Genomic DNA, 23,770 nt, shown 5'->3' on the forward strand with positions numbered 1-23,770 from the left:
GGAATTTTCTGCCTGTTTATCTTTTTTTGCCTTTATTACAGATATTTATTGACAAGTTGTATATAATATGGTAAAATTTACAAAGAGCATCAAAGAGATGCCAATTCACATTCAGTACAACCATAAAAACTTGCCGTAAGGCATATGAAAAAAATTATTTATATATGTATCATGCGGCACTTAACCAGGAGGTAAGAGAAATGAAAAAAAGAAGAATCTTAGCAACACTTATGACAGCAGCAATGTTCGCTACTACACTCGGAGGCTGTGGTAACAGCTCGGGCGGAACAGGCGCTTCTACAAACAGCAACGGCAACGGCGGCGGCAGCGGATCAGGAAAAAGCGACGGCGTTCAGGAGATCACATGGATGTTCTGGGATGACCTCGATGCTACTGAGGACCTTATCTCACTTGGCTACAAGGAGACAATCGAGAGATTCAACAAGGACTATGAGGGCAAGTATCATGTAAAGCCTATCACCACAAACCTTGAAGAATACTACAATAAGCTCAATGCTCTTGTTGCAGCAGGCGACACACCTGACGTATTCATTGTAAGCCCCGGACCTCAGCTCACAGACTATGTTGAGCCCGGCGTTGCAGCTCCCCTTGATGATTACCTCAACAAGGACGGCTGGAAGGATACATTCACAAGCGACGCTGTATTCACACAGCAGACATACGACGGCAAGATATATGCTGTTCCGCTTAACACAGCAGCTGCCTGCTGCTTCTACAATACAGAGATGTTTGAGAAGGCAGGCGCTAAGGTTCCTACAAACTGGGACGAAATGATAACAGCTTGTGATAAGCTCAAGGCCGCAGGCTATACACCTATCACTATTTCCGCAGGTACTGCATGGTGCCTCTCAATGGTAGCAGGTTACCTCTGTGAGGCTGAAGGCGTAGAGCTTGCTAAGCTGGCTGACGGTTCTGCTTCATGGGAGGACGGCAAGCTCGAGAGCGCTGCAACAAAGCTTGTTGACTTATCCAAGTACTTCCAGAAAACAGCAGCAGGTGATACAAACGACGTTGCTACAGCTAACTTCTACAACGAGGAAGCTGCTATCCTTATTCAGGGTTCATGGGTAATCGGTCAGATAAACGGTTCTAACCCTGATTTTGAGTCCAAGTGCGGCGTATTCCAGTTCCCCGGCGTTGACAGGATCATCGCTAAGTCTGACTCACTCTGCATGAGCTCAACTTCAAAGAATCCTGACGGTGCAGCAGCTCTCATCAAGTACTTCACAGACGATACAGCTCAGAAGTACACTGCTGAAAAGGGTGGTAAGATCCCTGTAACAAAGGTTAAGTATGACGAAGCAGCAGCTCCTAAGCAGCTCTCATACGTTATGGACGTATTCGGCAAGGCAAAGGGCACATTCGGTTTCTACAACGAGTCAATGCCTACAACTGAGACAGGCGCTCACTTCGACGATACCATGGTTGCTGTATTCCTCGGCGATATGAAGCCGGCAGAGGCTGCAAAGGATATGGAGGATTACTACAAAGCAAACTGCAGAAAGTAATTTCTGACTAATTCCGAAAACATATTGGGGCGCGAACCCTGCGCCCCTATTTTGTTTTCAGCATATTCTACCCTTAGTATTTTTGAAAGGAGTTGTTCCAGTATGGAAAAAATGCTTAGAAACAAGAAAGCACTCCTTGTTTTCATGCTTCCTGCTTTCCTTTTGTTCACACTGGTGCTTTTTATACCGATCATTCAGTCGGTGTATTATTCATTATGTGAGTATAAAGGCATGACAAAACCTGTTTTTATCGGATTTGATAATTACAAGAATCTGCTTCACGACAAGACCTTTGGCATTGCCCTCAAGAACTCGATGTTTTTCCTCGTTTTCTCCTGTGTGTCACAGCTTCTCGTAGGTCTTATCTATGCAGCTATCCTCACAAACATCAAAAAAGGACGAAATCTGTTCAAGAACATAATCTATCTCCCCTGCGTACTTTCATCAGCAGCTCTCGGTCTGCTGTGGCTGTTCATATTCGGACCTAAGCTCGGTATCAATCAGCTCCTTATAAAATGGGGCGTTGAGGATCCGCCTCTCTGGCTGATGTCTACAAAGGGCACTATCCCTCTACCTATGTGGATGATCGCTTTTGTTTCCCTCTGGCAGTTCGTAGGTCAGTCGATGATGCTTTACATGGCTCAGATATCAGGCATAAGCAAGTCTCTCATGGAGGCGAGTTATATCGACGGCTGTACAAAGCCCATGACATTCAGATACATAACACTTCCTCTGATTAAGCCCATGGTAGCTACAGCCATGTCTCTCAATGCCATAGGCTCGCTGAAGTTCTTTGACCTTATATGGAATATGACTACAGGCGGACCGAACCACAAAACAGAGGTCCTTGCGACTCACCTCTATCAGCAGTTCAAGTACTTCAAATACGGATATGCAAGCGCTATAGGCGTAGTGCTGCTTATACTCTGTCTGTTGGTAACACTGTTTATCAATAAGGTCGTAAAGACCGAACAGTACGAGATGTAAGGAGGTATAGTCTAATGAGCTATTCAAAAGTATATAAAGCTGAATCGGATCTGACCTCCAAGAAAAAGATATCGGGTATACAGATAGCTTTATATGTGTTCCTGATACTGATATGCTTGACCTACATATTACCGTTGCTGTGGGTTCTGAATGTATCATTCAAGACACATAAGGAGATATTTTCAGCTCCTTTTGCACTTCCTGAAAAAATATCATTTGAGAACTATTCAATTGCATGGACAGCAGGAAAACTTGGCGTATCCACACTTAACTCATTCATTATATGTGTTGTGACTCTAGTGCTCAGCTCTCTCATCGGTTCTATGGCGGCATTTGCCATTGCCCGTCTGCGCTGGAAGGGTGCAAAGCTTGCAATGACATATTTCCTTACAGGTATGATGATACCTGTACACTGCGTACTTATCCCGCTTTTTACAAGATTTTCAAAATTAGGCCTTTCAAATTCACTTTTAGGACTTATACTTCCTTATCTTACCTGCTCGCTTCCGATAACCATATTCATTATGACAGGTTTCTTTAAGGGACTTCCCAATGAGCTTATCGAATGCGCTTGTATGGAGGGCGCGAATATCTTCCAGATATTCTTCAAAATATGTCTGCCCCTCAGTAAGACAGGTCTTTTTGTAACGGGACTTATGACCTTTGTCGGCAACTGGAACGAGCTTCTTATGGCTATGGTATTCATCTCAGATGACGCCAAGAAGACGCTTCCCGTAGCGCTGTCAAAGTTTGTCGGACCGCACGCTACTAACTATTCACAGATGTTTGCGGCTATTGTGATCGCTCTCATTCCTACTATAGTAGTTTACTGTGCATTCTCCAACAAGATCGTTGACGGTCTTACAGCAGGTGCTGTAAAGGGCTGATAAAACGTATTTTGGGGGTATTAATGAAGCATACTGTTTGTAAAGGAACAGCCTGTGCTATCAAAGATTACGTAATAAGATCTGGAGTTTAAGCTATGAAAGCAAAAATAATAATCAATACCTTGGATACTATCGGTGACATCGATCCCCGAATATACGGCTCTTTTATCGAGCACCTGGGACGCGCGGTCTATGGCGGCATCTATGAGCCGACACATGAGACCGCTGACGATATGGGATTCCGCAAGGACGTATTGGAACTGGTAAAGTCCCTGAATGTACCTGTTGTACGTTACCCCGGCGGTAATTTCGTATCAGGCTACAACTGGGAGGACGGTATCGGCGACAGGGCAAAGCGTCCGCGAAAGCTGGAGCTCGCATGGAACAGTATCGAGACCAATGAAATTGGCATTGACGAGTTTCAGGAGTGGGCAAAGCGTGCAGGCGCTGAAATAAATATGGCAGTGAACCTCGGTACCCGCGGCGCTGAAGATGCAAGAAACCTCGTTGAATACTGCAACCTTGACACAGATACATACTATGCTGATCTGCGCCGAAAAAACGGCTTTGAGAAGCCCTTCGGCATAAAGCTGTGGTGCCTTGGAAACGAGATGGACGGCGAATGGCAGATAGGACATAAAACTCCGCAGGAGTATGCACGTCTCGCCTGTGAGACAGCCAAGCTTATGAAGCTTACCGATCCTACCATAGAGCTTGTCGCCTGCGGCAGCTCAGCACCGACTATGCCTACATTTGGCGAATGGGAAAGAACTGTGCTGCGTGAGTGCTATGACCATGTGGACTACCTTTCCATGCACAGCTACTATGGCAACACAGATGATGACACCGATGATTTTCTTGCGTCGTCAATGGATATGGAGCAGTTCATCATAGATACTGCGAATATATGTGACGAGATAAAAGCGGAGAAGAAGTCCGATAAGGAGATAAAGCTTTCCTTTGACGAGTGGAATATCTGGTTCCACAGCAAGGAGCAGGATAAGCAGGTAAAGCCATGGCAGATAGCTCCGCCCCTTTTAGAGGATATCTTTAACGTTGAGGACGCGCTTGTTGTAGGCTGTCTGCTGATAACGCTTCTGAGACACTGCGACAGAGTCAAGGTAGCTTGTCTTGCACAGCTTGTCAATGTTATCGCACCTATCATGACCGAGACAGGCGGCAGACTGTGGATGCAGACAATTTATTATCCGTTCCTTCACTGTTCGGTGAACGGAAGGGGAAAGGCTCTGCGTACTGTCTGCGAATGCGGTACCTATGATACAAAGAATCACAGCAATGTGCCGTATGTCGATTGTATCGCAGCAGCAAACGGCAGCGATATCACGCTGTTTGCGGTAAACCGCTCGGCTGATGAGAGCTGCGTGCTTGAACTCAGCGGATTTGAGGGATACAGCCTTGTATCTCATACAGTTCTGACAGACGATGATATGAAACGCTTTAACAGTGCAGATGAGCCTGATGCGGTCTCACCTGTACAGCAGGAAATAAGCAGCGAGGTAAAACTTGTTCCGCGTTCATGGAATATGCTGAGATTTACTGCTGAATAACGAAAAAAAGCCTGCCTGTTTGATAACCGTAATACTTATATAGAAACTTATAGCTAATTATGGGGGAAACCTTTCTGAAGAAAGGCTTTCCCCCACACCCCTTTCCAAAGACTTTTTTAGCTGATTTTTTCTCATATAGGGCTCACCCAAAATAAAAAAAGCCCTGTAATAATACAGAGCGAGCCCTATATGAGAAAAAATAAAACTGAAAGTTTTAGGGAGAGAGTTTGAGAGTGACTCCCCGCAGTGCGGGGAGATGTCACGCAGTGACAGAGGGGACGTCCTCCGTCAGAGGAGCCCCTTTTTCAAAAGGGGTTCTCTCAATATTAAGTATAAAACTTCTACATGAGTATCATGGTTAACAGGCAGGTTATTTTTGTTCAGATGACCGATGAGTCCCAATTACAGTTTTATCGTTCCTGCGCGGTATCTTCCGAAGAATATGCCGTCATCGACGTATTTCTCCTTTTCGGAAACCCACATGGGGAACTGTCCCTTTGCAAGAGCTGTCTGACCGTTGAGCATACCCGTGTGGAATGAGATATGCCTGAACTGCCTCAGCACCAGCTCCATGCGTGTATATCGGGACTTCTCGGGCTTCTCATACAGCATATCGTCTGTGAGGGTATCGAGGTAGTCAAGAGTTTTCTTCTCAACAGCGTCGAGGTACTCTAAAAGCTGCTCATCGGAGAGGACTACCGATGTAGGATTATCGGGATTGTCCATGCCCTCCTCGTGGAAAGGCGGCTCATCGTAAACAAAAGGATTTATGAACCACTTATCCGCAGAATGGATAGCGTGATAAGCCCAGCGCCAGCAGGGAGCTCCGCAGCAGAGCGCGTCACGGTCATAGGTTCGCAGTGAAGTCCTTATGTTCATAAAGTTCGGTATTACCATGTCCTTGATTATCATGCAAAGCTCGTTCATAAATATCCCTCCGTTTATTTTTTATTTACAGGCGGAAAAAATCCGCCCTGTACATGATAATTCTGTATAAAGCAGGGGCTGCCAACGGCAGCCCCTTAATTTGCTTATCAAAGAGTGTCTATGATATCGAGAGAGTGCTCCTCGTTCATAGTTCTGCACATTTCGATGAACTTATCCAGCGGAATGTTCTTGAGCTGCTTATTTCCGCGGATATTGATAGAAATAAGGTCGTTTTCAGCCTCGTTGTCGCCGATGATGACAACATACGGATCCTTGTAATCCTTGAAGCGTCTTATCTTGTTCTTCATGTTGTCGTCTGTGTAGTCTACCTCTGCTCTGATGTGGTTCTTCTTGAGTAGGTCTGCTACCTTCTTAGCGTAGTCGTTGTGGTCTGTTCTGATAGGAACGATACCTACCTGCATTGGTGAGAGCCAGAACGGGAATGCGCCTGCGAAGTTCTCGGTGATGATACCGATGAATCTCTCGAATGAACCGAATATAGCTCTGTGTATCATTACAGGCTGCTTCTCGGAGCCGTCTGAAGCGATGTACTTCATCTTGAAGTTGAGAGGAAGCTGGAAGTCGAGCTGGATAGTACCCATCTGCCACTCACGTCCGATAGCGTCCTTCATCTTGAGGTCTATCTTAGGACCGTAGAATGCGCCGTCGCCCTCGTTGAGCTCGTATCCGTCGGGACCGTACTTCTCTTCAAGGATAGCCTTGAGGTCAGCCTCAGCCTTGTTCCATACGTTGATATCGCCCATGTAGTCGTCGGGACGTGTGGACAGCTCAGCCTTGTACTCCAGACCGAAGGTCTTGTAAATCTCTGTAGCGATATCCATGATATCGTTTATCTCGGAAGCTATCTGCTCCTCTGTTACGAGGATATGAGCGTCGTCCTGTCTGAACTGCTGAACGCGGAAGAGACCGTTGAGCTCGCCTGACTTCTCCTTACGGTGGATAACGTCAACCTGATTGAATTTAAGGGGCAGCTCCTTGTATGAACGCTGCTTGTTCATGTATACCTTGATAGCGTTAGGGCAGTTCATAGGCTTAGCACAGTAGACCTCGTTGTCCTCCTCAGCAGGGATAACGAACATACCGTCCTGATAGTGGTCCCAGTGACCTGATGTTACCCAGAGCTCCTTCTTTGAGAGAACAGGACCTGAAATTTCGGTATAGCCGTGATCCTCGTGAACGCCTCTCCAGTATTCAAGGAGAGCGTTGAAGAGCTTCCAGCCTCTTGGAAGCCAGTAAGGCATACCCGGAGCTGTGTGGTCGAACATGAAGAGACTGAGCTCCTTGCCAAGCTTCTTGTGGTCGCGGAGCTTTGCTTCCTCTATCATCTTGATATATTCGTCAAGCTGTGAAGCCTTGGGGAATGCGATAGCGTATACACGGCTGAGCATCTTGTTCTTCTCGTTGCCGCGCCAGTAAGCGCCTGTACATGAAAGGAGCTTGAATGCCTTTACGGGAGCTGTGTCCATAAGGTGAGGACCTGCGCAGAGGTCGATGAACTCGCCCTGCTTGTAGAATGAGATAGGCTCGCCCTTGTCAGCGTGCTCCTCGCAGAGCTCTACCTTGTACGGCTCGTCCATTTCCTTGAGCTTAGCGATAGCGTCGGCAGGTGAAAGCTCGAACTTTTCAAGCTCTATGCCCTCCTTGACTATCTTCTTCATCTCAGCCTCTATCTTTTCCAGCTCCTCGGGAGTGAAAGGCTTTTCAAGGTCAAAGTCGTAGTAGAAGCCGTTCTCGATAGCAGGACCGATAGCCAGCTTTGCAGCAGGGTAAAGTCTCTTTACAGCCTGAGCAAGGATATGAGAAGCTGTGTGCCAGAAGGTCTTCTTGCCGTCGAGTGAGTCAAAGGTGCATACCTCGAACTGACAGTCGCTGTCGATAACGGTGCGGAGGTCACAGACCTCGCCGTTTATCTTTACACAGCAGGCTGCCTTGTAAAGTCCCATGCCTATGCCCTTGATGGCCTCTGCGGCTGACTGTGCAGCCTCGATCTCGCGTGTGCTGCCGTCAGGTAATGTTAATTTGATCATGTCGATCTCTCCTTTTATTTAATTCATAATTCATAATGCGTAATGCATAATTATCGTATCAATTGTGTGATGACTGTTATTCCTTGCAGAATAATTCATCATTCTCCCAATTTATCGGGTTGTTTTCGATGTATTGCCATGCGTTGCGGTATTCCCATTCATTCCGCAATACACGGTCGTAAAACGATTTTTGCCACACGGAAAAACCAGATTGCCGTGAAACACAGCCTTTGAATTGATTCATTATCCTCGATACTGTAGGGGCGGCGTTCCGCCGCCCGTTATTATTGTCATTATTAACAACGAGAATCAAATGAACATGGTTAGGCATGATCACAAATTTGGGAATAAAAACAATATCTGAATATATCGTCGGAATTTTATACAATTCATTTTTTACGATTTTTCCATATTCGGATAAATGTATTTTTTTATCGTTATTTTGCGGGCGGCGGGACGCCGCCCCTACGATTGGCGGTTGGTTGTCCGCAATTGGTTTATATTTATCGTTGTTATCCCAGAAAATGCACATTTTATTTTTGGTGCAAATGGTAATGAAATATGCGCCGTTACGGGAATAATCGTAATTATCGAGGCGTATATCCTTTCGTACCGGTCTGTCCATATCAATCCGCCCAGCCTGTTATCTCGAACATTTCGGCGAACAATTCGACGTACACGAAATTCTGCATATATCCGTCATTTGTGCCCGTATCGAAGCACACGATGACGTCTCCGTCGTCAAGGTCTATATGGACGTTGCGGAGCTCCAGAAGCTTCGCAAGAGCGTCGGCATCTGAGCCCTCATAGTAGCCCTCGTCTATTATTATTTCCGCTATCTGACGGCGGCTGCCGTCCAGCTTGGCAAGCTTTTTTGCGATAGAGGAAAGGTTATCCATTATCTGCTTTTCGTCGTCCACGTAGAAGCGGACAGTCATGGTCTCGCCCCAGAGCTTATAAGGCAGCTCAAAGGCTTCTTCCTGTTTGTTGTAGCTGATATTGCTCAATATCTCACCTCCCCTGCAAAAGATAACAAAAAACGCCCCTCACGCCTGTATTAGGCACAAGGGACGATGATACACCGTGGTTCCACCCTGATTCACACGGAGTTTTCTCCGTATCTCAAGTGCTCTGTAACGGGAGCTCCCGACGCTTATTGGGCGTACTCAGAGGCGGTGTGCTGTGATATCCTGACCGTGCAGCCTCGCACCAAGCGGCTGCTCTCTGAAACGGTATCGGAAAAGCCTTCCTCATCAACGTTTTTTATAATATGTACATTATCTTAGCACAGTTTTTGCTGTTTGTCAAGGGGGTAGGGAGAAAAAAGCCCTGTATGAGCGCTGTTCGCTGTTATTTTTTCTCCTTTTCATTCACATCGCTGAGGAACTCCGCGACGATATAACGCGGTCTCTGCTTGACCTCGGCGTAAATTTTGCCTATGTACTCGCCTATTATGCCGAGGCAGAACAGCTGCAAGCCGCCAATGAGCCATATTGAGCACATGGTGCTTGACCAGCCGTGCTCGGTAAAGCCCACTATCTTCGTGATGAACGCCCATATAAAGGCGATTATGCTGACTGCGGACATAATAAGTCCCAGACCTGTTATGAGCTTCAGCGGCTTTGTGCTGAATGAAGTGATTCCGTTGACAGCAAAGGAGAGCATACGCTTCAGAGGGTACTTGCTCTTGCCTGCGGCTCTCTCATGGCGCTCGTAGTAGACCTTGCAGTTCTGGAAGCCTATAAGGGGCACCATTCCGCGGAGGAAGAGGTTCACTTCCTTGAAGTTTGCCAGCTCCTGCAGCACCCTGCTGCTCATAAGGCGGAAATCCGCGTGGTTGTAGATAACGTCCGTGCCCATGACCTTCATGAACTTGTAGAAGCCCTCGGCGGTGAATTTCTTGAAGAAAGTATCGGTATCACGGGCGCTTCTTACGCCGTATACTACCTGATTGCCCTCGTAGTATTTCCTGACCATTTCGTCGATAGTATTGATATCGTCCTGCAGGTCGGCGTCCATGGTAATGCACATATCGCAGATATCCTTGACGGTCATGAGACCTGCGAGAACGGCGTTCTGATGACCGCTGTTGTGGGCGAGGTCGATGCCCGAGAAGAACTGGGGCTCGGTGCGGTGGAGCTCCTGTATAATGCTCCATGTCTGGTCTGCGGAGCCGTCGTTGACGAACACGATACGGCTCTCACGGGAGATAAGTCCCTGCTCCATAAGGGCGGTATATTTAGCCTTGAGCTGTTTTGAGGTCTCGGGGAGCACCTCCTGCTCGTTGTAGCAGGGAACTACCATATATAGTTTTTCGGGAGACATTTAGGTCTTTTCCTTTCGGTATTTTTTGCAGTAATTGCCTTTAGTATACCACAGCGGCGGAAATATGTCAATAAATCCCATAATATTTGAAAGTTTGCGCTTTTTGAGTGGTTAGTTGTTAGTGATTAGTGCATAGTAGGGGCGAACAGCGTTCGCCCGACGGTTTGCATTGTTTTTTTTGAGCTGTTTCGTCAGGCACGGGCTACAATCGGTCATTTAAAACCAATTGTAGGGGACGGCGTCCTCGACGTCCCATAATTGCAACGGAACTGACGGGCTGTAGGGGACGCCAGCCCCTACATTCTTAGTTCTTAGCTCTTAGTTCTTAGTTCTGGTTATGGGCTCGATTTAAATATTATAATTTTTGCTTGACAAAGTCCCACATTTATGATATCATATTAAAAGAGCATCGTCTGCTCGTATAAACGGGTGTGAAATTCCGAAATATAGATGTGTGGGCCCTGTGCAACAAGACCCCGTGAACCATGTCAGGCGGGAGACCGAGCAGCATTAAGCGGTGCGTGTTGTGTGCCGCAGCAAGCCTGCACATCTATGTTCCGGAATTTTTCTTTCATAGGGGGGATAAGAATGTTCCGTTCCATACTGGCAGCACGGACAAGGCGCGTCCTGCTGTGTTTCTGGCGCAGTATCCCGAAGGCTCTTGCAGCCTCCTTTGTATTATCCTTGATAATATTCACCGCAATGATATTTTTCGGCGAGAAAGAAACTGCCTTCTCCTTTGTGGCCATGTATATGGCGGTCATTTTTCTCCTGCAATGGATAGGCTTTTCATTTGTCGAGATAATCAGATTCAAAAGAAGCATTTTCCACCAGTTCGACGACGACCTCATCGGCAACGCCTTTACAGGTATAAATCGCAAGTCAAGGCGATTCGAGAAAGGGCTTAATCTCTTCCACAAGAACAACTTCCGCATGGCGCTGGAGGCTTTTACAGACCTGGGCAGAGAGGAAAACAGCCTCTCAAAGCAGGAAACTGCCGTAAATGAGTTCTACCGCGGACGGTGCTACGATATCCTTGACGCCTATCCCAACGCTATAATATGCTATAAAAACGCGCAGGAGAACGGCTTCTATATTCCCGAGCTCCCTATTTTCATAGCGCGGTGCTACTCCATAAACGGCGATCCAAAGCGTGCTGTGGCTATCTATGAGGGGCTCATGGACGAAAAAGACTACAAATACAGCAATAAGCTCCGCTGTGAAATGGGCAACGTCTATTTAAAGGAATACGACGGCGAGTCCGCTCTCAAATGGTTCAACGATTCTATCGAGCGCCATGAGGACTACGCAAACGCTCTTGGCGGCGCGGCTATCGCAAACGTGCTCCTCGGACGCTATGAAGAAGCCGAGAAGCTCTACAAGCTGGCGATAGTTCACAATATAGACAATCCCGTGGACTTCATAAAATACTACAAGGGCACGGTTGCCCTGCAAAAGGACGAATTCATCAAAAAACTGTAAAGGAGGAAAGGCTGTGTACAAGGCGCTTTACCGCAAATGGCGACCAATGACTTTCGACGACGTCATATCCCAGCAATACACCACAGAAGCTCTGAAAAACCAGATAATCAGCGGAAAGACTGCCCATGCATACCTTTTCACAGGCTCACGCGGTACAGGTAAGACCACTTGCGCCCGTATCCTTGCAAAAGCCGTCAACTGCCGCAATATGAAAAACGGCAATCCCTGTCTCGAGTGCGACATCTGCCGCGACGCAGACAGCGGAGCTCTTACCGATATCGTTGAGATAGACGCGGCTTCAAACAACGGCGTAGACAATATCCGCGACCTGCGCGACGCGGCAGTTTATACTCCCGAGCGCGGCACATACAAGATATACATCATAGACGAGGTGCATATGCTCTCCGCAGGCGCATTCAACGCCCTGCTGAAGATCATGGAGGAGCCGCCTCCGTATGTGAAATTCATTCTCGCAACTACCGAGATACACAAAGTACCTGCAACTATCGTTTCGCGCTGTCAGCGCTACGATTTCCGCAGGATAAAGGCGGAGGACATTGCCGCCAGAATAAGCTATATCGCTCAGCAGGAGGACCTGAACCTCACAGAGGACGGCGCGGCTATGATAGCAAAGCTTGCCGACGGCGGTATGCGTGACGCGGTATCCCTTCTTGACCAGTGCTCGGTGTGCGCAGAGGTCATCAACGCCGAGGCTGTCTCAAATGCCGCAGGTATCGCAGGCAGAGACTACCTCTATGATATGCTTGACGCTGTATCGGACTCCGATACTCCAAAGGCGTTATCCATAACCGCAGACCTCTATGATATGTCGAAAGACCTGACAAGGCTCTGCGAGGAGCTCATAACACAGCTCCGCAACGTTATGCTCATAAAGGCTTCTCCCGATACGGCGGACAAGCTCATAGTTTGTATGCCCGACGAGCTGGAGCGCTTAAAGGCTATCGCAGAAAAGTCCGACCTGCCTACGGTCATGGACAGGCTCTCAGCTTTGCAGGAGTGCCGCGAGCGTATGCAAAGGGCTATGAATAAGCGCGTAGAGTTCGAGATGTCCCTCATTAAGCTCTGCGGAAATGTAAAGAATACAACAGAAAGTATTGACAATTCTGAAATATATGATAAAATAAAACAGTTGGAGGATAAGATAAACACCGTCCCGAGAGCTGTTCCTGCGGCTGGCAAGCCTGCCGAGGAAAAGCCCGAGGTGCTTGAAGCAAGCGCCGTTCCTGCGGACGAGAAAATTGTTCCCACCATTGATATCAAGAAGCTCAAGCCCGAGGACATTATCCCCTGCGAACGCTGGAACGAAGTCCTCGACGAGTTCAGGAATATCAACCCTGCCGTTGCAGGAAGCCTTGACGGCTCTTTTGCAGGTACAGCAGGAAACTACATCTTTATCACAGCTCAGAACCGCTTCTTTATGGAGCTTTTCAAGGTCAAGGAGAACGCGAATTCCCTCGGCGCGGCTATCGCAAACGTGCTGGGACAGCGCTTCATAATCAAGGCAAGGTGCGCCACAACTGTTGCGGAGCAGAAAAACCTCGCCGAGAGCCTTATAAAAAAGGCTATGGACAGCCAGATAGAGACTGCGGTGGAGAATCAGTAAGTTTAAAAGCAAATATGATTTGGTTCAGCTTGAAAAACGGTTTTACCTAAGAAAGGGATTCCAAAGGGACTGTGTTCCTTTGGCAGAGTCCAGAGGCAGCGCCTCTGGCGGGTTTGGGCAGAGCCCAAATATCGAAGGCGCTTCGCAAAGAGTGAATCAAAAAACAGTCCGGCGGACTGTTTTTTGAGAGGGAACGCCTTGCAAGTGAAGGCGTTCCCTTAAAATACGTTTATTGACAGACTGAAACAAGAATAATTTGCTTTATATAAAACATAGAAACTAATATTTTCAAAGGAGAATTTTAAAATGAAAGCAAGAATACCTAAGAATATCAACGGCGGCGGCGCTCAGAACATGAACCAGATGATAAAGCAGGCTCAGAAGATGCAGGATCAGATCACTGAGCTTCAGGAAGATATCGAAGGAAGAGAGTTCTCTGCTACAGCCGGCGGCGGCGCAGTTGAAGTTACTATCACAGGCAAGAAGACTATCAAGTCTCTCACACTCAAGCCCGAGGTAGTTGATCCCGAGGATATAGATATGCTTCAGGACCTCATCATCAGCGCTGTAAACGAAGCTATCAACAACGTTGAGACTACAACAGAGGCTGAAATGAGCAAGATCACAGGCGGAGTATCTCTCCCCGGTCTTTTCTGATAAAGAATGGCGGATCATAACGCTCTGCCGCTGGTCATACTGGCGGAGAAGTTCGCTTCTCTCCCTGGTATCGGCATGAAATCTGCCCAGAGACTTGCGTATCACGTAATGTCAATGGATACCGAGGCGGTGGAGGACTTCGCAAAGGCGCTCATCGACGCAAAGAAAAACGTTCACTGCTGTAAGTGCTGCCAGAATCTCACGGAGAGGGACATCTGCCCTATCTGCGACGATCCCGAGCGCGACAGGAGCGTTATCTGCGTAGTCGAGAATCCCAAGGACGTTACAGCCTTTGAGCGTACCAGAGAGTACGGCGGCGTGTACCACGTGCTTCACGGACTGCTGTCCCCTATGGACGGCATAACTCCCGATAAGCTTCGCGTAAAGGAGCTTCTTGCGAGGATAGCCGAGGGCGGTGTGGAGGAAGTCATCATGGCTACCAATCCCACTGTAGAGGGCGACGCAACGGCGATGTATATAGCAGGACTTTTAAAGCCTATGGGCATAAAGGTCACAAGGCTTGCATTCGGACTTCCCGTGGGCGGTATACTTGAATATGCCGACGAGGTAACGCTGTTCAAGGCGCTGGAAAATCGAAATGATATGTAAAAAAGTGGGCAAATGCCCACTTTTTTTAGCTTGTAGGGGCGGATATTATCCGCCCGAAAAACGATATGAACCGACGGGTGAACAGCTAATAGCTGTAAATGGTTGACAAAAACAGGAGTTTTGGTTATAATAAAGGGGTATATGCTTAGGAAAGGACTATTTTATGCTGAAAAAGAACAATGTTGTCAGACTCGTTTTAATATTTACTCTTATAATGGGCGTTACATCACTGGTGGTAATGCTCAGCAATACCCTTATGGCACGCAATAACAGCTACATCACCATTGACGCCGAAACTATGAAGCTGGTACAGCTTGATCCCCCGAAGGACGGCGATCCTATCGCTATCGTGGATACTGACCTCGGAGAATACCGCTTTGTGCTCTATCCCCAGTATTCCCCCAACGCCGTGGCTAACTTCACGGAGCTTGCAAAGCAGGGCTATTATAACGGCACCTACGTTTTCCATTCGGAGAGCGGCGTTTATTCTGCGGCAGGAGCTCCCAACAAAAACGGCAGTGCCAACGACAACTCCCACGAGCTGGTGGAGAGAGAGCTTCATCAGGACTTATGGCCTTTCAAGGGAGCTGTTCTTGCCATGAATACCACTGTCAAGAAGAGCTTCAAACAGAAAGTCCTCGGCGGCGGCACATATTACAACGGAAGCCGCTTCATGACGCTGAATACCGTGAAATTCAACGACGAATTCAAGAAGGAGCTCAAGGACTATTCCGAGAGCGAAAAGCTTGCCGACGCCTTTATCGAGCACGGCGGAGTTCCAAATTTCTCACAGCAGATAACAGTAATTGGTCAGACCTATAAGGGCATGGACGTTGTCGAGAAGCTTGCAGGTCTCGAAGCGCAGGAAATGGGCGTTTATAAAGTCCCCGTAAAGGACGTGAAGATAAAAACCGTCACTATCGGCACATATTCCGCAGCCGAAGAAGCAAAGGAAGAAGCCAAGAAGTAACCGTATACCGTTGCTTTTAGGAAGAAATCACCATGTTTTAACCGCTTTGATTGTCTGAAAAATACAAAAAATTATGAAAACTCTTTACAAAACGGTTTTTGTGGTGTATAATATATAAGTTGAAGTATAAGTTAATGCATAGTTTTTTTGTTCTGTTTTGAACATACTATCATATAGTTTCACGTTTTCAAGGAGTGAAATCATGTTTAGAAGAATCATTGCAGGTATTTTCTGCATGGCTCTTGTGTTCTCGTCTCTTGCATCATGCGGCAAGAATACCAAGGGTAACGGCGGTTCTGCTTCTGACACCTCGGGTACATCGAGCTCTGCCGAGATCGGTACTACAGAGGCGGCAACAGAGCCCATTACAGCAGAAAACGTCGATATAGCCAATTTTACAGCTCCGCAGAAGGGCGATACCATAATCACTATGAATATCAAGGATTACGGTGCCGTAAAGTTCAGACTCTTCCCCGAATATGCGGACAAGGGAGTTGAGAACTTCGTTGAGCTGGCTAAAAAGGGCTACTATGACGGACTCAAGTTCCACAGAGTCATCAAGGACTTCATGATTCAGGGCGGCGATCCCGAGGGAACAGGAATGGGCGGCGAAAGCGTCTGGGGCGGCAAGTTTGACGGCGGCTCGGATCCCCACCTTATCCACTGTGCAGGCGCTCTTGCTTACGCAAACAGCGGCGGAACAGCTACTGACGGAAGCCAGTTCTATGTGGTAACAGGTACTGTTCCGACAGATCAGAATTTCGAGGACTTTGCGGCGGCAGGATATGCTTTCTCCGACAACGCAAAGGCTATATATAAAAAGGTCGGCGGTGCGCCGTGGCTGGACGGCGGTTATACCGTTTTCGGTCAGGTCATCGACGGACTCGATGTTATATTCAAGGTACAGAACGTAGCGGTAGACGCTCAGAACAGCAAGCCCTTCAGGGACGTTATCGTTGAATCCGTTACTGTAGGCGAGTATAACGGCGAGGATATACACTGGTATCTCGACGAGTACGAAAAGTTCGACGGCGAGGCTATCAGACAGGCTACAGGCAAGGAAAATCTCTCAATAGCCAACTTTACAGCTCCGAGAGAGGGCGAAAAGGTAGTTTCCATGAAGCTCAAGGGCTATGACGGAGAGATAAAGATAAAGCTCTTCCCCGAGTATGCGGAAAAGGGTGTTCCAAGCTTCCTTGAACACGCTGAAAAGGGCTATTATGACGGCCTTACATTCCACAGAGTTATCAAGGACTTCATGATACAGGGCGGCGATCCCAAGGGCGACGGTACAGGCGGCGAGTCCATATACGAAAAGGGCTTTGACGACGGTGCAGATTCTCACCTTATCCATGCCGCAGGAGCTGTTGCATATGCAAACAGCGGTTCTACTGCTTCAAGCGGAAGTCAGTTCTACATCGTTACAGGTCAGAAGTATGACGCAGACCAGATAAAACAGCTGGAAGACGGCGGTTATTTCTTTACCGAAAACGAAAAGGAGATATACTCAAAGAACGGCGGCGCTCCGTGGCTTGACGGAAATTATACTATCTTCGGTCAGGTATTCGACGGACTTGATATCGTATTCGATGTCCAGAACGTTGAGGTAGACGACAGCAGTAAGCCAACCAAGGACGTTACCATAGAGTACGTTAAGGTTTCGGAATATAAGGACGAGCCCGTCCGCTTTGATATTTCCGATTACGATAAAAACTAATAATTCAGCAAAATCCCAAATTGTGTAAATTGCCGGCGTCTTATGCCGGGGAACAAAAGAAAGAAATTCGGGAAAAGATAAAGATACCCGAAAAATAAGGAGAGAAAATATTTGGATAAGTTTGTTGTAAAAGGCGGAAGACGCCTTGAGGGTGAAGTCACAATAAGCGGTGCCAAGAATGCGGCTGTAGCTATTCTTCCCGCAGTTATTCTTTCAGATGAACCATGTATCGTAGAAAATGTGCCCTACATCAGCGATGTCAGAATCTGTATCCAGATCCTTAAAGAAATGGGTGCACAGGTCGAGAATATAGGCAAGGACGCCTACAGGATCGATCCTACTACAATAGATAAGTTCTGCGTACCTTATGAGTATGCAAGAAAGATGCGTGCTTCGTATTATTTCCTTGGAGCGCTCCTCGGAAAATTCAATAAGGCAAGAGTTTCCATGCCCGGCGGATGTCCATTGGGCGACCGTCCTATCGACCAGCATTTAAAGGCTTTCACAGCTCTCGGTGCGAATTACAGTCTCAGTCAGGGCATGATAGACCTTACTGCAAATAAGCTCAGCGGCAATCAGATATTCTTCGACGTTGTCACTGTCGGAGCTACTATGAACGCTATGCTGGCGGCTGTAAAGGCAGAGGGACTCACAATCATCGAGAATGCGGCTAAGGAGCCACATATCGTTGACCTTGCAAACTTCCTCAACTCTATGGGAGCTAACATCATGGGCGCAGGTACAGACGTTATCAAGATAAGAGGCGTCGAGCACCTCCACGGTACTACCTACGCTGTTATCCCCGACCAGATAGAGGCAGGCACTTTCATGGTTGCAGTTGCCGCTACAAAGGGCGATGTGCTCATAAAGAACGTAATCCCGAAACATCTTGAGTCGATCACAAAGAAGCTTGAAAAGATCGGCGTGAACATAGAACAGTTCGACGATAGTATCAGAGTATGGGTTGACGGTCCTCTTGTAAAGACCAACATCAAGACAGCTCCGCACCCCGGATTCCCTACTGATATGCAGTCTCAGATAGCTACGCTTCTCTGTCTTGCAGAGGGGACAAGCATTATCACCGAAAATATCTGGGAACAGCGTTTCCGCTATGTTGACGAGCTCAGAAGAATGGGCGCAGATATCACAGTAAACGGCAAGGTTGCTCTTATCGAGGGCACAGGCAAGCTTATGGGAGCTCCCGTAAAGGCTTGCGACCTGAGAGCAGGCGCTGCGCTGATAATCGCAGGACTTGCTGCAAGCGGCGTTACCGAGATAGAGGATATCTACCATATCGAGAGAGGTTATGACTGCATGGAGGGCAAGCTTCGTGCGCTGGGCGCTGATATCGAAAAGGTGAGCGTACCTGATAAGGCTGAGGAAACAAAGCCCGAAAACGATAAGGCTGCTGTTTAATAAGCAATATGGCTGCTGCACAGATGTGCGGCAGCTTTTTCGTCATTTTGCAGGGGCGCACAGTGTGCGTCCGTGCCTTACGAAATAGCCTTAAATGACCTAATGTAGGGGCGGATAATATCCGCCCGTTAAGGGACGCCCTCTCTTGCAGGGCGTCCCCTCTTCAAAAACAGTCCACCGGACTGTTTTTGAATTCACCCCTTGCGGAGCGCTTTGTAACTGTGGGGCTTTGCCCCACACCCCACCAGAGGCGCTGCCTCTGGACTCTGCCAAAGGAACACAGTCCCTTTGGAATCCCATTCATGGGCTCGGCAAGTAATATAATCGCCACATAAGAAAAAGGAGATTTATGAAAGATAAAAGTATATACAAAAAATTATTCACCATAGTAACGCCCATAGCTTTCCAGTATTTCATGATGTCGCTGGTATCGGCTTCGGACGCCTTTATGCTGGGCTTTATGGATCAGGACTCATTGTCGGCTTCGTCGCTGGCAGGTCAGGTCGCCTTTGTGTACAGCCTGTTTTTCATGGCGTTCATATCGGGCTGCAACGTCCTTGCGGCTCAGTACTGGGGCAAAAATGACCACACCACTGTCGAGAAGGTACTCGCTCTTACAATGCGATACTCTCTCCTTGTGGGAGCTGTTTTTACTCTGGGAGCTCTGTTCTTTCCCGAGTACATTATGCGCTTCTTCACCAACGAGCCCGAGCTGATACGTCTCGGCGGAGTTTATCTCCGCACCGTTGCCCTGTCATACGTACTGGCAGGCTTCTCACAGGCGTATTTCGGCATTATGAAGGTCTGCGACTGCGCAGGGCTCAGCTCCCTTATCGGCAGCCTTTCCGTTATATTCAACATTGTGGTGAACTGGCTGCTTATCTTCGGCATCGGACCTTTTCCGAGAATGGGCATTTCGGGCGCGGCTCTGGCGACAGTCCTTGCGAGAGCCTTTGAGTGCGTGTTTATTCTTGTAGTAATGCTTCGCGGCAAATGTCCGCCTTTGCGTGTGGGTATGCTGTTTCATCTTAATGAAGCCGTTCTGCACAAGGACTACATAAAATATACCCTGCCGCTTCTGCTGAATCAGCTTGGCTGGGGCGGCGGTGTCACCATGTACTCGGTCATCATGGGCAGACTTGGCAGCGACGCTGTAGCGGCGAACTCCATAGCCAGCATAGTCCGCAGCATGATAGCGAGCCTCTGTTGGGGCATTGCCGCCGGTGTAGGCATAGTTATCGGCGGTATGCTGGGCAGGAACGAGTTAGACGAAGCCAAAAAGGCTGGCGGAAAATTCGTGCGGCTTTCACTTCTTATCGGTGCAGGCTCGGGAGTGGTCATACTTGCGCTGACGCCGTTTATCCTTAAAGTAATAACTCTCAACGAGCAGGCGCAGTATTACCTGAAGTATATGATGTTCATGGCGGCTTACTATATCATCGGAAACGCGCTGAACTCCACTGTTATCGGCGGTATCTTCCCTGCCGGCGGAGATACGAAATTCGGCATGATATGCGACATAGTGACGCTCTGGTGCGTGGTAGTCCCCATGGGTATGATAGCGGCTTTCCTGCTGAAATTACCCGTTCTTGCAGTAGCATTCATACTAACTCTGGACGAGTTCGTGAAAATACCTGCTGTATACAAACATTACATGAAGTATAAATGGGCTAAGAACATTACGCGCTAAATCAGCCCCTACAAAAGAAAGGCGAACCGTTCGGTTCGCCTTTTACTATTTACTACTCACTATTTACTTCGTATTCCCCTCATGCTGTGCTATCATCATTCTTATATTATTGTACAGATAGGGCTTGAGCTTTTCAAGTGAGCATGGCTCCTTGTAGAGTATCGCCGAATAACAGGTTGAGCTCACAAGCTCGATTATCATAAACAGCATTATTTCGGGGTCCTTTATGCCCTTGGGAGCTTCCGAAAGGAGCTTCTCGTATATGCTGGAGAAGTCCACGTCGTCATCGGAAACAGGCGAAGTGATAGCTGTCTTGAATATGCCCCAGCTCAGGTTCTTGGATATGAATGTGAGCAGGGACTGGTTCTCGTTGAGCTGATTTATGATATGGTCGCTGACCTTTATTATCTTTTCCTCAAATGGGAGAGCGTCCAGCTTGTCCCCAAGGTCAGCTATGGCTTTTTTGAAAAGCTGGCTGGATTTATGGGATATGAGCTTGTTCCTTATGTCGTATTTATCCTTGAAGTATAGGTAAAAGGTGCCCTTTGCAACTCCTGCCTTACTGACGATGTCTGTTATGGAAGTCTTGCTGAAGCCCTTTGTGGTAAAAAACTCGAATGCAGTTTTCAGCAGTGAGTTTTCCTTGAGCTTTTTGTTTGTATCGACCTTTCCCATTAGTACACACCTTTCTGCAAATCCGAAATCGCTTTTCAATTTTGGATTTAGTTAAGAGTTGAGAGTTTAGAGTTGAAAATTATAGAGTCGTTTATGGTGAGAGTTTCATAATAATGTGAGTGAACACTTTAACTCTCAACTCTCAATTCTCAACTCTGAACTTTGCGCTGTATTTATTATAGCCCGAAAAATAGAGCCTGTCAAGGGCATAAAAGTGACTAACGGTCACGAAAAAATCAAGCCGTATTTGTGCAGGTATACAAAAATATGACCAGAAGTCAGTTTTTTATATTTTCACGGTTGACTATTGGTCATTTTTGTAATATACTATGTAATAACAACGATAAACGGGCATATATTGAATGTCCGCCGAGCAATTTCCTCTTTCTGTTTCCTTTCCCAAAGCAGTTAAGATTATTCTCCTAAAGGTATAACGGCTGGCGGACTTTCAATATATGCTCGTAAAATCATAAAGAAAGGATCGATAATATGCTGAAATTCGGTGAATGGATAGCCAAGCACCGCGTACTGATACTTATATTCGGCGTGGTAATGCTTCTGCCCTCAGCAATGGGCTATCTGAAAACTCGTGTAAACTACGATATACTATCCTATCTGCCAAAGGATATAAACACTATGGTGGGACAGGATATCCTGAAAGATGAATTCGGAAACGGCGGCTTCTCCCTTGTAATGGTGGAGGGAATGAGCGACAAGGACGTGGCGGCGACTGCCGATAAGATAGCCGCTGTCGACCACGTTTCAAACGTTGTCTGCTACCAGTCCATGACAGGCTGTACTATCCCGAAGGAGATACTTCCTGCGGATATCTACGACTTCTTCAACAAGGGCGACAACACCATGATGGCGGTATTCTTTGACGATACCACCTCGGCGGACTCAACACTGAACGCTGTTGAGGAGATAAGAGGAATAGCCTCAAATCAGTGCTTCGTCAGCGGTATGTCTGCCATAACCCTTGACATGAAAAATATCACAGAGAATGAGACGCTCATATATGCGGTCATCGCGGCGATACTCACAAGCATCGTGCTTATGGTGACTATGGATTCGTTCCTGATACCCGTATTCTTTATGCTGAGCATAGGCTTCGCGGTAGTCTGGAACCTCGGCACAAATATCCTCCTTGGAGAGATATCGTTCATAACACAGGCTCTTGCAATGGTCTTGCAGCTTGGCGTTACGATGGACTACTCAATATTCCTGTGGCACAGCTACAAGGAACAGCAGAAGTACTTCCCGAACAGCAATCAGGACGCAATGGCACACGCTATCGCGGCTACTATCACATCAGTCGTGGGAAGCTCATTCACAACAGTTGCAGGCTTCCTTGCAATGTGCTTCATGACATTCACACTTGGCCTTGACCTTGGCATCGTAATGGCAAAGGGCGTTGTATGCGGCGTTATCTCCTGCGTAACAGTGCTCCCTGCAATGATACTTCTCTTTGACAAGGCTATAGCAAAGACCTCACACAAGGATTTCTTACCTGCTTTCAAGCGCACATCTTCATTTATCGTCAAGAACTCATGGATATTCCTTACAGCGGCTATCGTAGTTCTTATACCTGCTCTTTACGGCAATAACCACTACAGCGTTTACTACAAGCTGGACAGCACCATGCCAAAGCATCTGGACAGCGTTATCGCCAATACAAAGCTGGCTGAGGAGTACGGCATGAACAGCACCCATATCCTCATGGTCAAGTCGGATATGAGCGCTAAGGACGCAAACAAGATGCTCGGCGAGATAAAGGACGTTGACGGCGTTCAGTTCGCAGCAGGCTTCAATTCACTGGTTGGCTCGGCTGTTCCCGAGGAGGTCGTTCCAGACGAGATAAGAAGCGTCCTCAAGAGCGACGAATGGCAGCTTATGCTTATCGGCTCTGAGTACGAGATAGCCTCCGACGCGGTAAACGCTCAGGTTGGCAAGATAGACGATATCGCACATAAGTACGATCCCGACAGTATGCTTATCGGTGAAGCTCCTGCAACAAAGGATCTCATTACTATCACCGACAGGGACTTCAAGGTAGTAAATCTTCTTTCCATAGGCGCTATATTCCTTATCATAGCATTCACCTTCAAGTCCATATCGCTCCCTGTGATACTTGTATCGGTCATCGAGCTGGCTATTATGATAAACCTCGGCACAGCCTACTACACAGGCTCAACGCTGTCGTTCATAGCTCCTATAGTAATAGGAACCATACAGCTTGGCGCGACAGTTGACTATGCGATACTCATGACCACAAGATACCGCACCGAGAGACACAGCGGCAAGGACAAAAAGGAGTCAGTGGGCATCGCTCTCAGCACTTCCATAAAGTCCATAATCACATCGGCTCTGGGCTTCTTTGCTGCTACAGTAGGTGTTGCCGTTTACTCGGATATCGGACTTATCTCGGAGCTGTGTATGCTCCTTGCAAGAGGTGCGCTTATCTCAATGGTGGTAGTTATAGTAACACTGCCGTCAATGTTCATGGTATTTGATAAGCTTATCTGCAAGACAAGCGCAGGCTTCCTGCCAAAGGCAGAAAAGTACACATACAGATTCAAAAACGCTTAATGGCTTCAGCGGGGAGCCCCCGCAGGCATTTTCGCGTTTCACTTCTTGTGGAGCACGATTATTATTCCGC

General features: G+C 47.5%; 19 protein-coding genes and 1 other RNA gene. 14 read left to right on the plus strand and 6 right to left on the minus strand.

The window, feature by feature from the left end:
- Nucleotides 1–200: 200 nt before the first annotated feature.
- From T497_RS0100870 to T497_RS0100885, 4 genes are all read left to right on the plus strand, one after another.
- Nucleotides 201–1,529 carry an ABC transporter substrate-binding protein gene (locus T497_RS0100870; protein WP_028513984.1) on the plus strand — a complete coding sequence of 443 codons (1,329 nt, stop codon included), beginning with the start codon at nt 201–203 and terminating at the stop codon, nt 1,527–1,529.
- A 102-nt stretch (nt 1,530–1,631) separates the two neighbouring features.
- Nucleotides 1,632–2,516 carry a carbohydrate ABC transporter permease gene (locus T497_RS0100875; RefSeq protein ID WP_028513985.1) on the plus strand — a complete coding sequence of 295 codons (885 nt, stop codon included), beginning with the start codon at nt 1,632–1,634 and terminating at the stop codon, nt 2,514–2,516.
- Between the two features lie 14 nt (nt 2,517–2,530).
- The gene (locus T497_RS0100880; RefSeq protein ID WP_051530409.1) at nt 2,531–3,403 is read left to right on the plus strand and encodes a carbohydrate ABC transporter permease; all 873 of its coding nucleotides are present in this window, start codon (nt 2,531–2,533) and stop codon (nt 3,401–3,403) included.
- A gap of 95 nt (nt 3,404–3,498) precedes the next feature.
- Entirely contained in the window at nt 3,499–4,971 is a 1,473-nt protein-coding gene (locus tag T497_RS0100885; RefSeq protein ID WP_028513987.1) for an alpha-N-arabinofuranosidase, read from the plus strand.
- A 402-nt stretch (nt 4,972–5,373) separates the two neighbouring features.
- Here T497_RS0100885 and T497_RS0100890 read toward each other — a convergent pair whose 3' ends face one another.
- From T497_RS0100890 to T497_RS0100910, 5 genes are all read right to left on the minus strand, one after another.
- Complete coding sequence (locus T497_RS0100890) at nt 5,374–5,898, minus strand: hypothetical protein (protein ID WP_028513988.1); 525 nt, start codon at nt 5,896–5,898, stop codon at nt 5,374–5,376.
- 107 nt (nt 5,899–6,005) lie between these two features.
- A complete protein-coding gene (thrS, locus tag T497_RS0100895; RefSeq protein ID WP_028513989.1) occupies nt 6,006–7,946 on the minus strand; it encodes a threonine--tRNA ligase in 1,941 nt (646 codons plus the stop codon).
- 76 nt (nt 7,947–8,022) lie between these two features.
- The gene (locus T497_RS0100900; protein ID WP_028513990.1) at nt 8,023–8,571 is read right to left on the minus strand and encodes a transposase; all 549 of its coding nucleotides are present in this window, start codon (nt 8,569–8,571) and stop codon (nt 8,023–8,025) included.
- A 1-nt stretch (nt 8,572) separates the two neighbouring features.
- A complete protein-coding gene (locus tag T497_RS0100905; protein WP_028513991.1) occupies nt 8,573–8,953 on the minus strand; it encodes a hypothetical protein in 381 nt (126 codons plus the stop codon).
- A 343-nt stretch (nt 8,954–9,296) separates the two neighbouring features.
- Entirely contained in the window at nt 9,297–10,271 is a 975-nt protein-coding gene (locus tag T497_RS0100910) for a glycosyltransferase family 2 protein (RefSeq protein WP_028513992.1), read from the minus strand.
- Between the two features lie 452 nt (nt 10,272–10,723).
- On the opposite strand from T497_RS0100910, the gene ffs reads away from it, so the two are divergent.
- The 9 genes from ffs to T497_RS0100955 all read left to right on the plus strand — a co-directional run bounded on the left by ffs (nt 10,724) and on the right by T497_RS0100955 (nt 20,436).
- An RNA gene (ffs, locus tag T497_RS17885) (signal recognition particle sRNA small type) lies at nt 10,724–10,822 on the plus strand.
- A gap of 37 nt (nt 10,823–10,859) precedes the next feature.
- Nucleotides 10,860–11,753: a tetratricopeptide repeat protein gene (locus T497_RS0100915; protein ID WP_028513993.1), complete on the plus strand. Its 894-nt coding sequence runs from the start codon at nt 10,860–10,862 to the stop codon at nt 11,751–11,753.
- A 13-nt stretch (nt 11,754–11,766) separates the two neighbouring features.
- Nucleotides 11,767–13,377 carry a DNA polymerase III subunit gamma/tau gene (gene dnaX, locus T497_RS15415; RefSeq protein WP_037324136.1) on the plus strand — a complete coding sequence of 537 codons (1,611 nt, stop codon included), beginning with the start codon at nt 11,767–11,769 and terminating at the stop codon, nt 13,375–13,377.
- 306 nt (nt 13,378–13,683) lie between these two features.
- A complete protein-coding gene (locus T497_RS0100925) occupies nt 13,684–14,034 on the plus strand; it encodes a YbaB/EbfC family nucleoid-associated protein (protein ID WP_028513994.1) in 351 nt (116 codons plus the stop codon).
- A 6-nt stretch (nt 14,035–14,040) separates the two neighbouring features.
- Entirely contained in the window at nt 14,041–14,643 is a 603-nt protein-coding gene (gene recR / locus T497_RS0100930; RefSeq protein ID WP_024861208.1) for a recombination mediator RecR, read from the plus strand.
- 163 nt (nt 14,644–14,806) lie between these two features.
- Entirely contained in the window at nt 14,807–15,613 is an 807-nt protein-coding gene (locus tag T497_RS0100935; protein WP_028513995.1) for a peptidylprolyl isomerase, read from the plus strand.
- Between the two features lie 202 nt (nt 15,614–15,815).
- Nucleotides 15,816–17,330: a peptidylprolyl isomerase gene (locus tag T497_RS18900; RefSeq protein WP_080693255.1), complete on the plus strand. Its 1,515-nt coding sequence runs from the start codon at nt 15,816–15,818 to the stop codon at nt 17,328–17,330.
- A gap of 111 nt (nt 17,331–17,441) precedes the next feature.
- Nucleotides 17,442–18,746 (plus strand): UDP-N-acetylglucosamine 1-carboxyvinyltransferase, encoded by a 1,305-nt coding sequence (locus T497_RS0100950; protein ID WP_028513996.1) that lies wholly within the window; start codon nt 17,442–17,444, stop codon nt 18,744–18,746.
- 349 nt (nt 18,747–19,095) lie between these two features.
- The gene (locus tag T497_RS0100955) at nt 19,096–20,436 is read left to right on the plus strand and encodes an MATE family efflux transporter (protein WP_028513997.1); all 1,341 of its coding nucleotides are present in this window, start codon (nt 19,096–19,098) and stop codon (nt 20,434–20,436) included.
- Nucleotides 20,437–20,499: 63 nt separating this feature from the next.
- Here T497_RS0100955 and T497_RS0100960 read toward each other — a convergent pair whose 3' ends face one another.
- Nucleotides 20,500–21,111, minus strand: coding sequence for a TetR/AcrR family transcriptional regulator (locus T497_RS0100960; protein ID WP_028513998.1), 612 nt, complete (start codon nt 21,109–21,111; stop codon nt 20,500–20,502).
- A gap of 489 nt (nt 21,112–21,600) precedes the next feature.
- On the opposite strand from T497_RS0100960, the gene T497_RS0100965 reads away from it, so the two are divergent.
- Nucleotides 21,601–23,700: an efflux RND transporter permease subunit gene (locus T497_RS0100965; RefSeq protein WP_028513999.1), complete on the plus strand. Its 2,100-nt coding sequence runs from the start codon at nt 21,601–21,603 to the stop codon at nt 23,698–23,700.
- Nucleotides 23,701–23,770 lie beyond the last annotated feature (70 nt).

Source organism: Ruminococcus flavefaciens MA2007 (genome assembly GCF_000621845.1).
Taxonomy (GTDB): domain Bacteria; phylum Bacillota; class Clostridia; order Oscillospirales; family Ruminococcaceae; genus Ruminococcus; species Ruminococcus flavefaciens_E.

Bases quoted from the DNA above. Each gene is read 5' to 3' on its own strand.
- recR (WP_024861208.1), top strand. From the start codon at position 14,041: ATGGCGGATCATAACGCTCTGCCGCTGGTCATACTGGCGGAGAAGTTC.
- T497_RS0100880 (WP_051530409.1), top strand. From the start codon at position 2,531: ATGAGCTATTCAAAAGTATATAAAGCTGAATCGGATCTGACCTCCAAG.
- T497_RS0100870 (WP_028513984.1), top strand. From the start codon at position 201: ATGAAAAAAAGAAGAATCTTAGCAACACTTATGACAGCAGCAATGTTC.
- T497_RS0100955 (WP_028513997.1), top strand. From the start codon at position 19,096: ATGAAAGATAAAAGTATATACAAAAAATTATTCACCATAGTAACGCCC.
- T497_RS0100900 (WP_028513990.1), bottom strand. From the start codon at position 8,571: ATGGACAGACCGGTACGAAAGGATATACGCCTCGATAATTACGATTAT.
- T497_RS0100890 (WP_028513988.1), bottom strand. From the start codon at position 5,898: ATGAACGAGCTTTGCATGATAATCAAGGACATGGTAATACCGAACTTT.
- T497_RS18900 (WP_080693255.1), top strand. From the start codon at position 15,816: ATGTTTAGAAGAATCATTGCAGGTATTTTCTGCATGGCTCTTGTGTTC.
- T497_RS0100875 (WP_028513985.1), top strand. From the start codon at position 1,632: ATGGAAAAAATGCTTAGAAACAAGAAAGCACTCCTTGTTTTCATGCTT.
- T497_RS0100910 (WP_028513992.1), bottom strand. From the start codon at position 10,271: ATGTCTCCCGAAAAACTATATATGGTAGTTCCCTGCTACAACGAGCAG.
- thrS (WP_028513989.1), bottom strand. From the start codon at position 7,946: ATGATCAAATTAACATTACCTGACGGCAGCACACGCGAGATCGAGGCT.
- T497_RS0100965 (WP_028513999.1), top strand. From the start codon at position 21,601: ATGCTGAAATTCGGTGAATGGATAGCCAAGCACCGCGTACTGATACTT.
- T497_RS0100915 (WP_028513993.1), top strand. From the start codon at position 10,860: ATGTTCCGTTCCATACTGGCAGCACGGACAAGGCGCGTCCTGCTGTGT.
- T497_RS0100925 (WP_028513994.1), top strand. From the start codon at position 13,684: ATGAAAGCAAGAATACCTAAGAATATCAACGGCGGCGGCGCTCAGAAC.
- T497_RS0100885 (WP_028513987.1), top strand. From the start codon at position 3,499: ATGAAAGCAAAAATAATAATCAATACCTTGGATACTATCGGTGACATC.
- T497_RS0100960 (WP_028513998.1), bottom strand. From the start codon at position 21,111: ATGGGAAAGGTCGATACAAACAAAAAGCTCAAGGAAAACTCACTGCTG.
- T497_RS0100935 (WP_028513995.1), top strand. From the start codon at position 14,807: ATGCTGAAAAAGAACAATGTTGTCAGACTCGTTTTAATATTTACTCTT.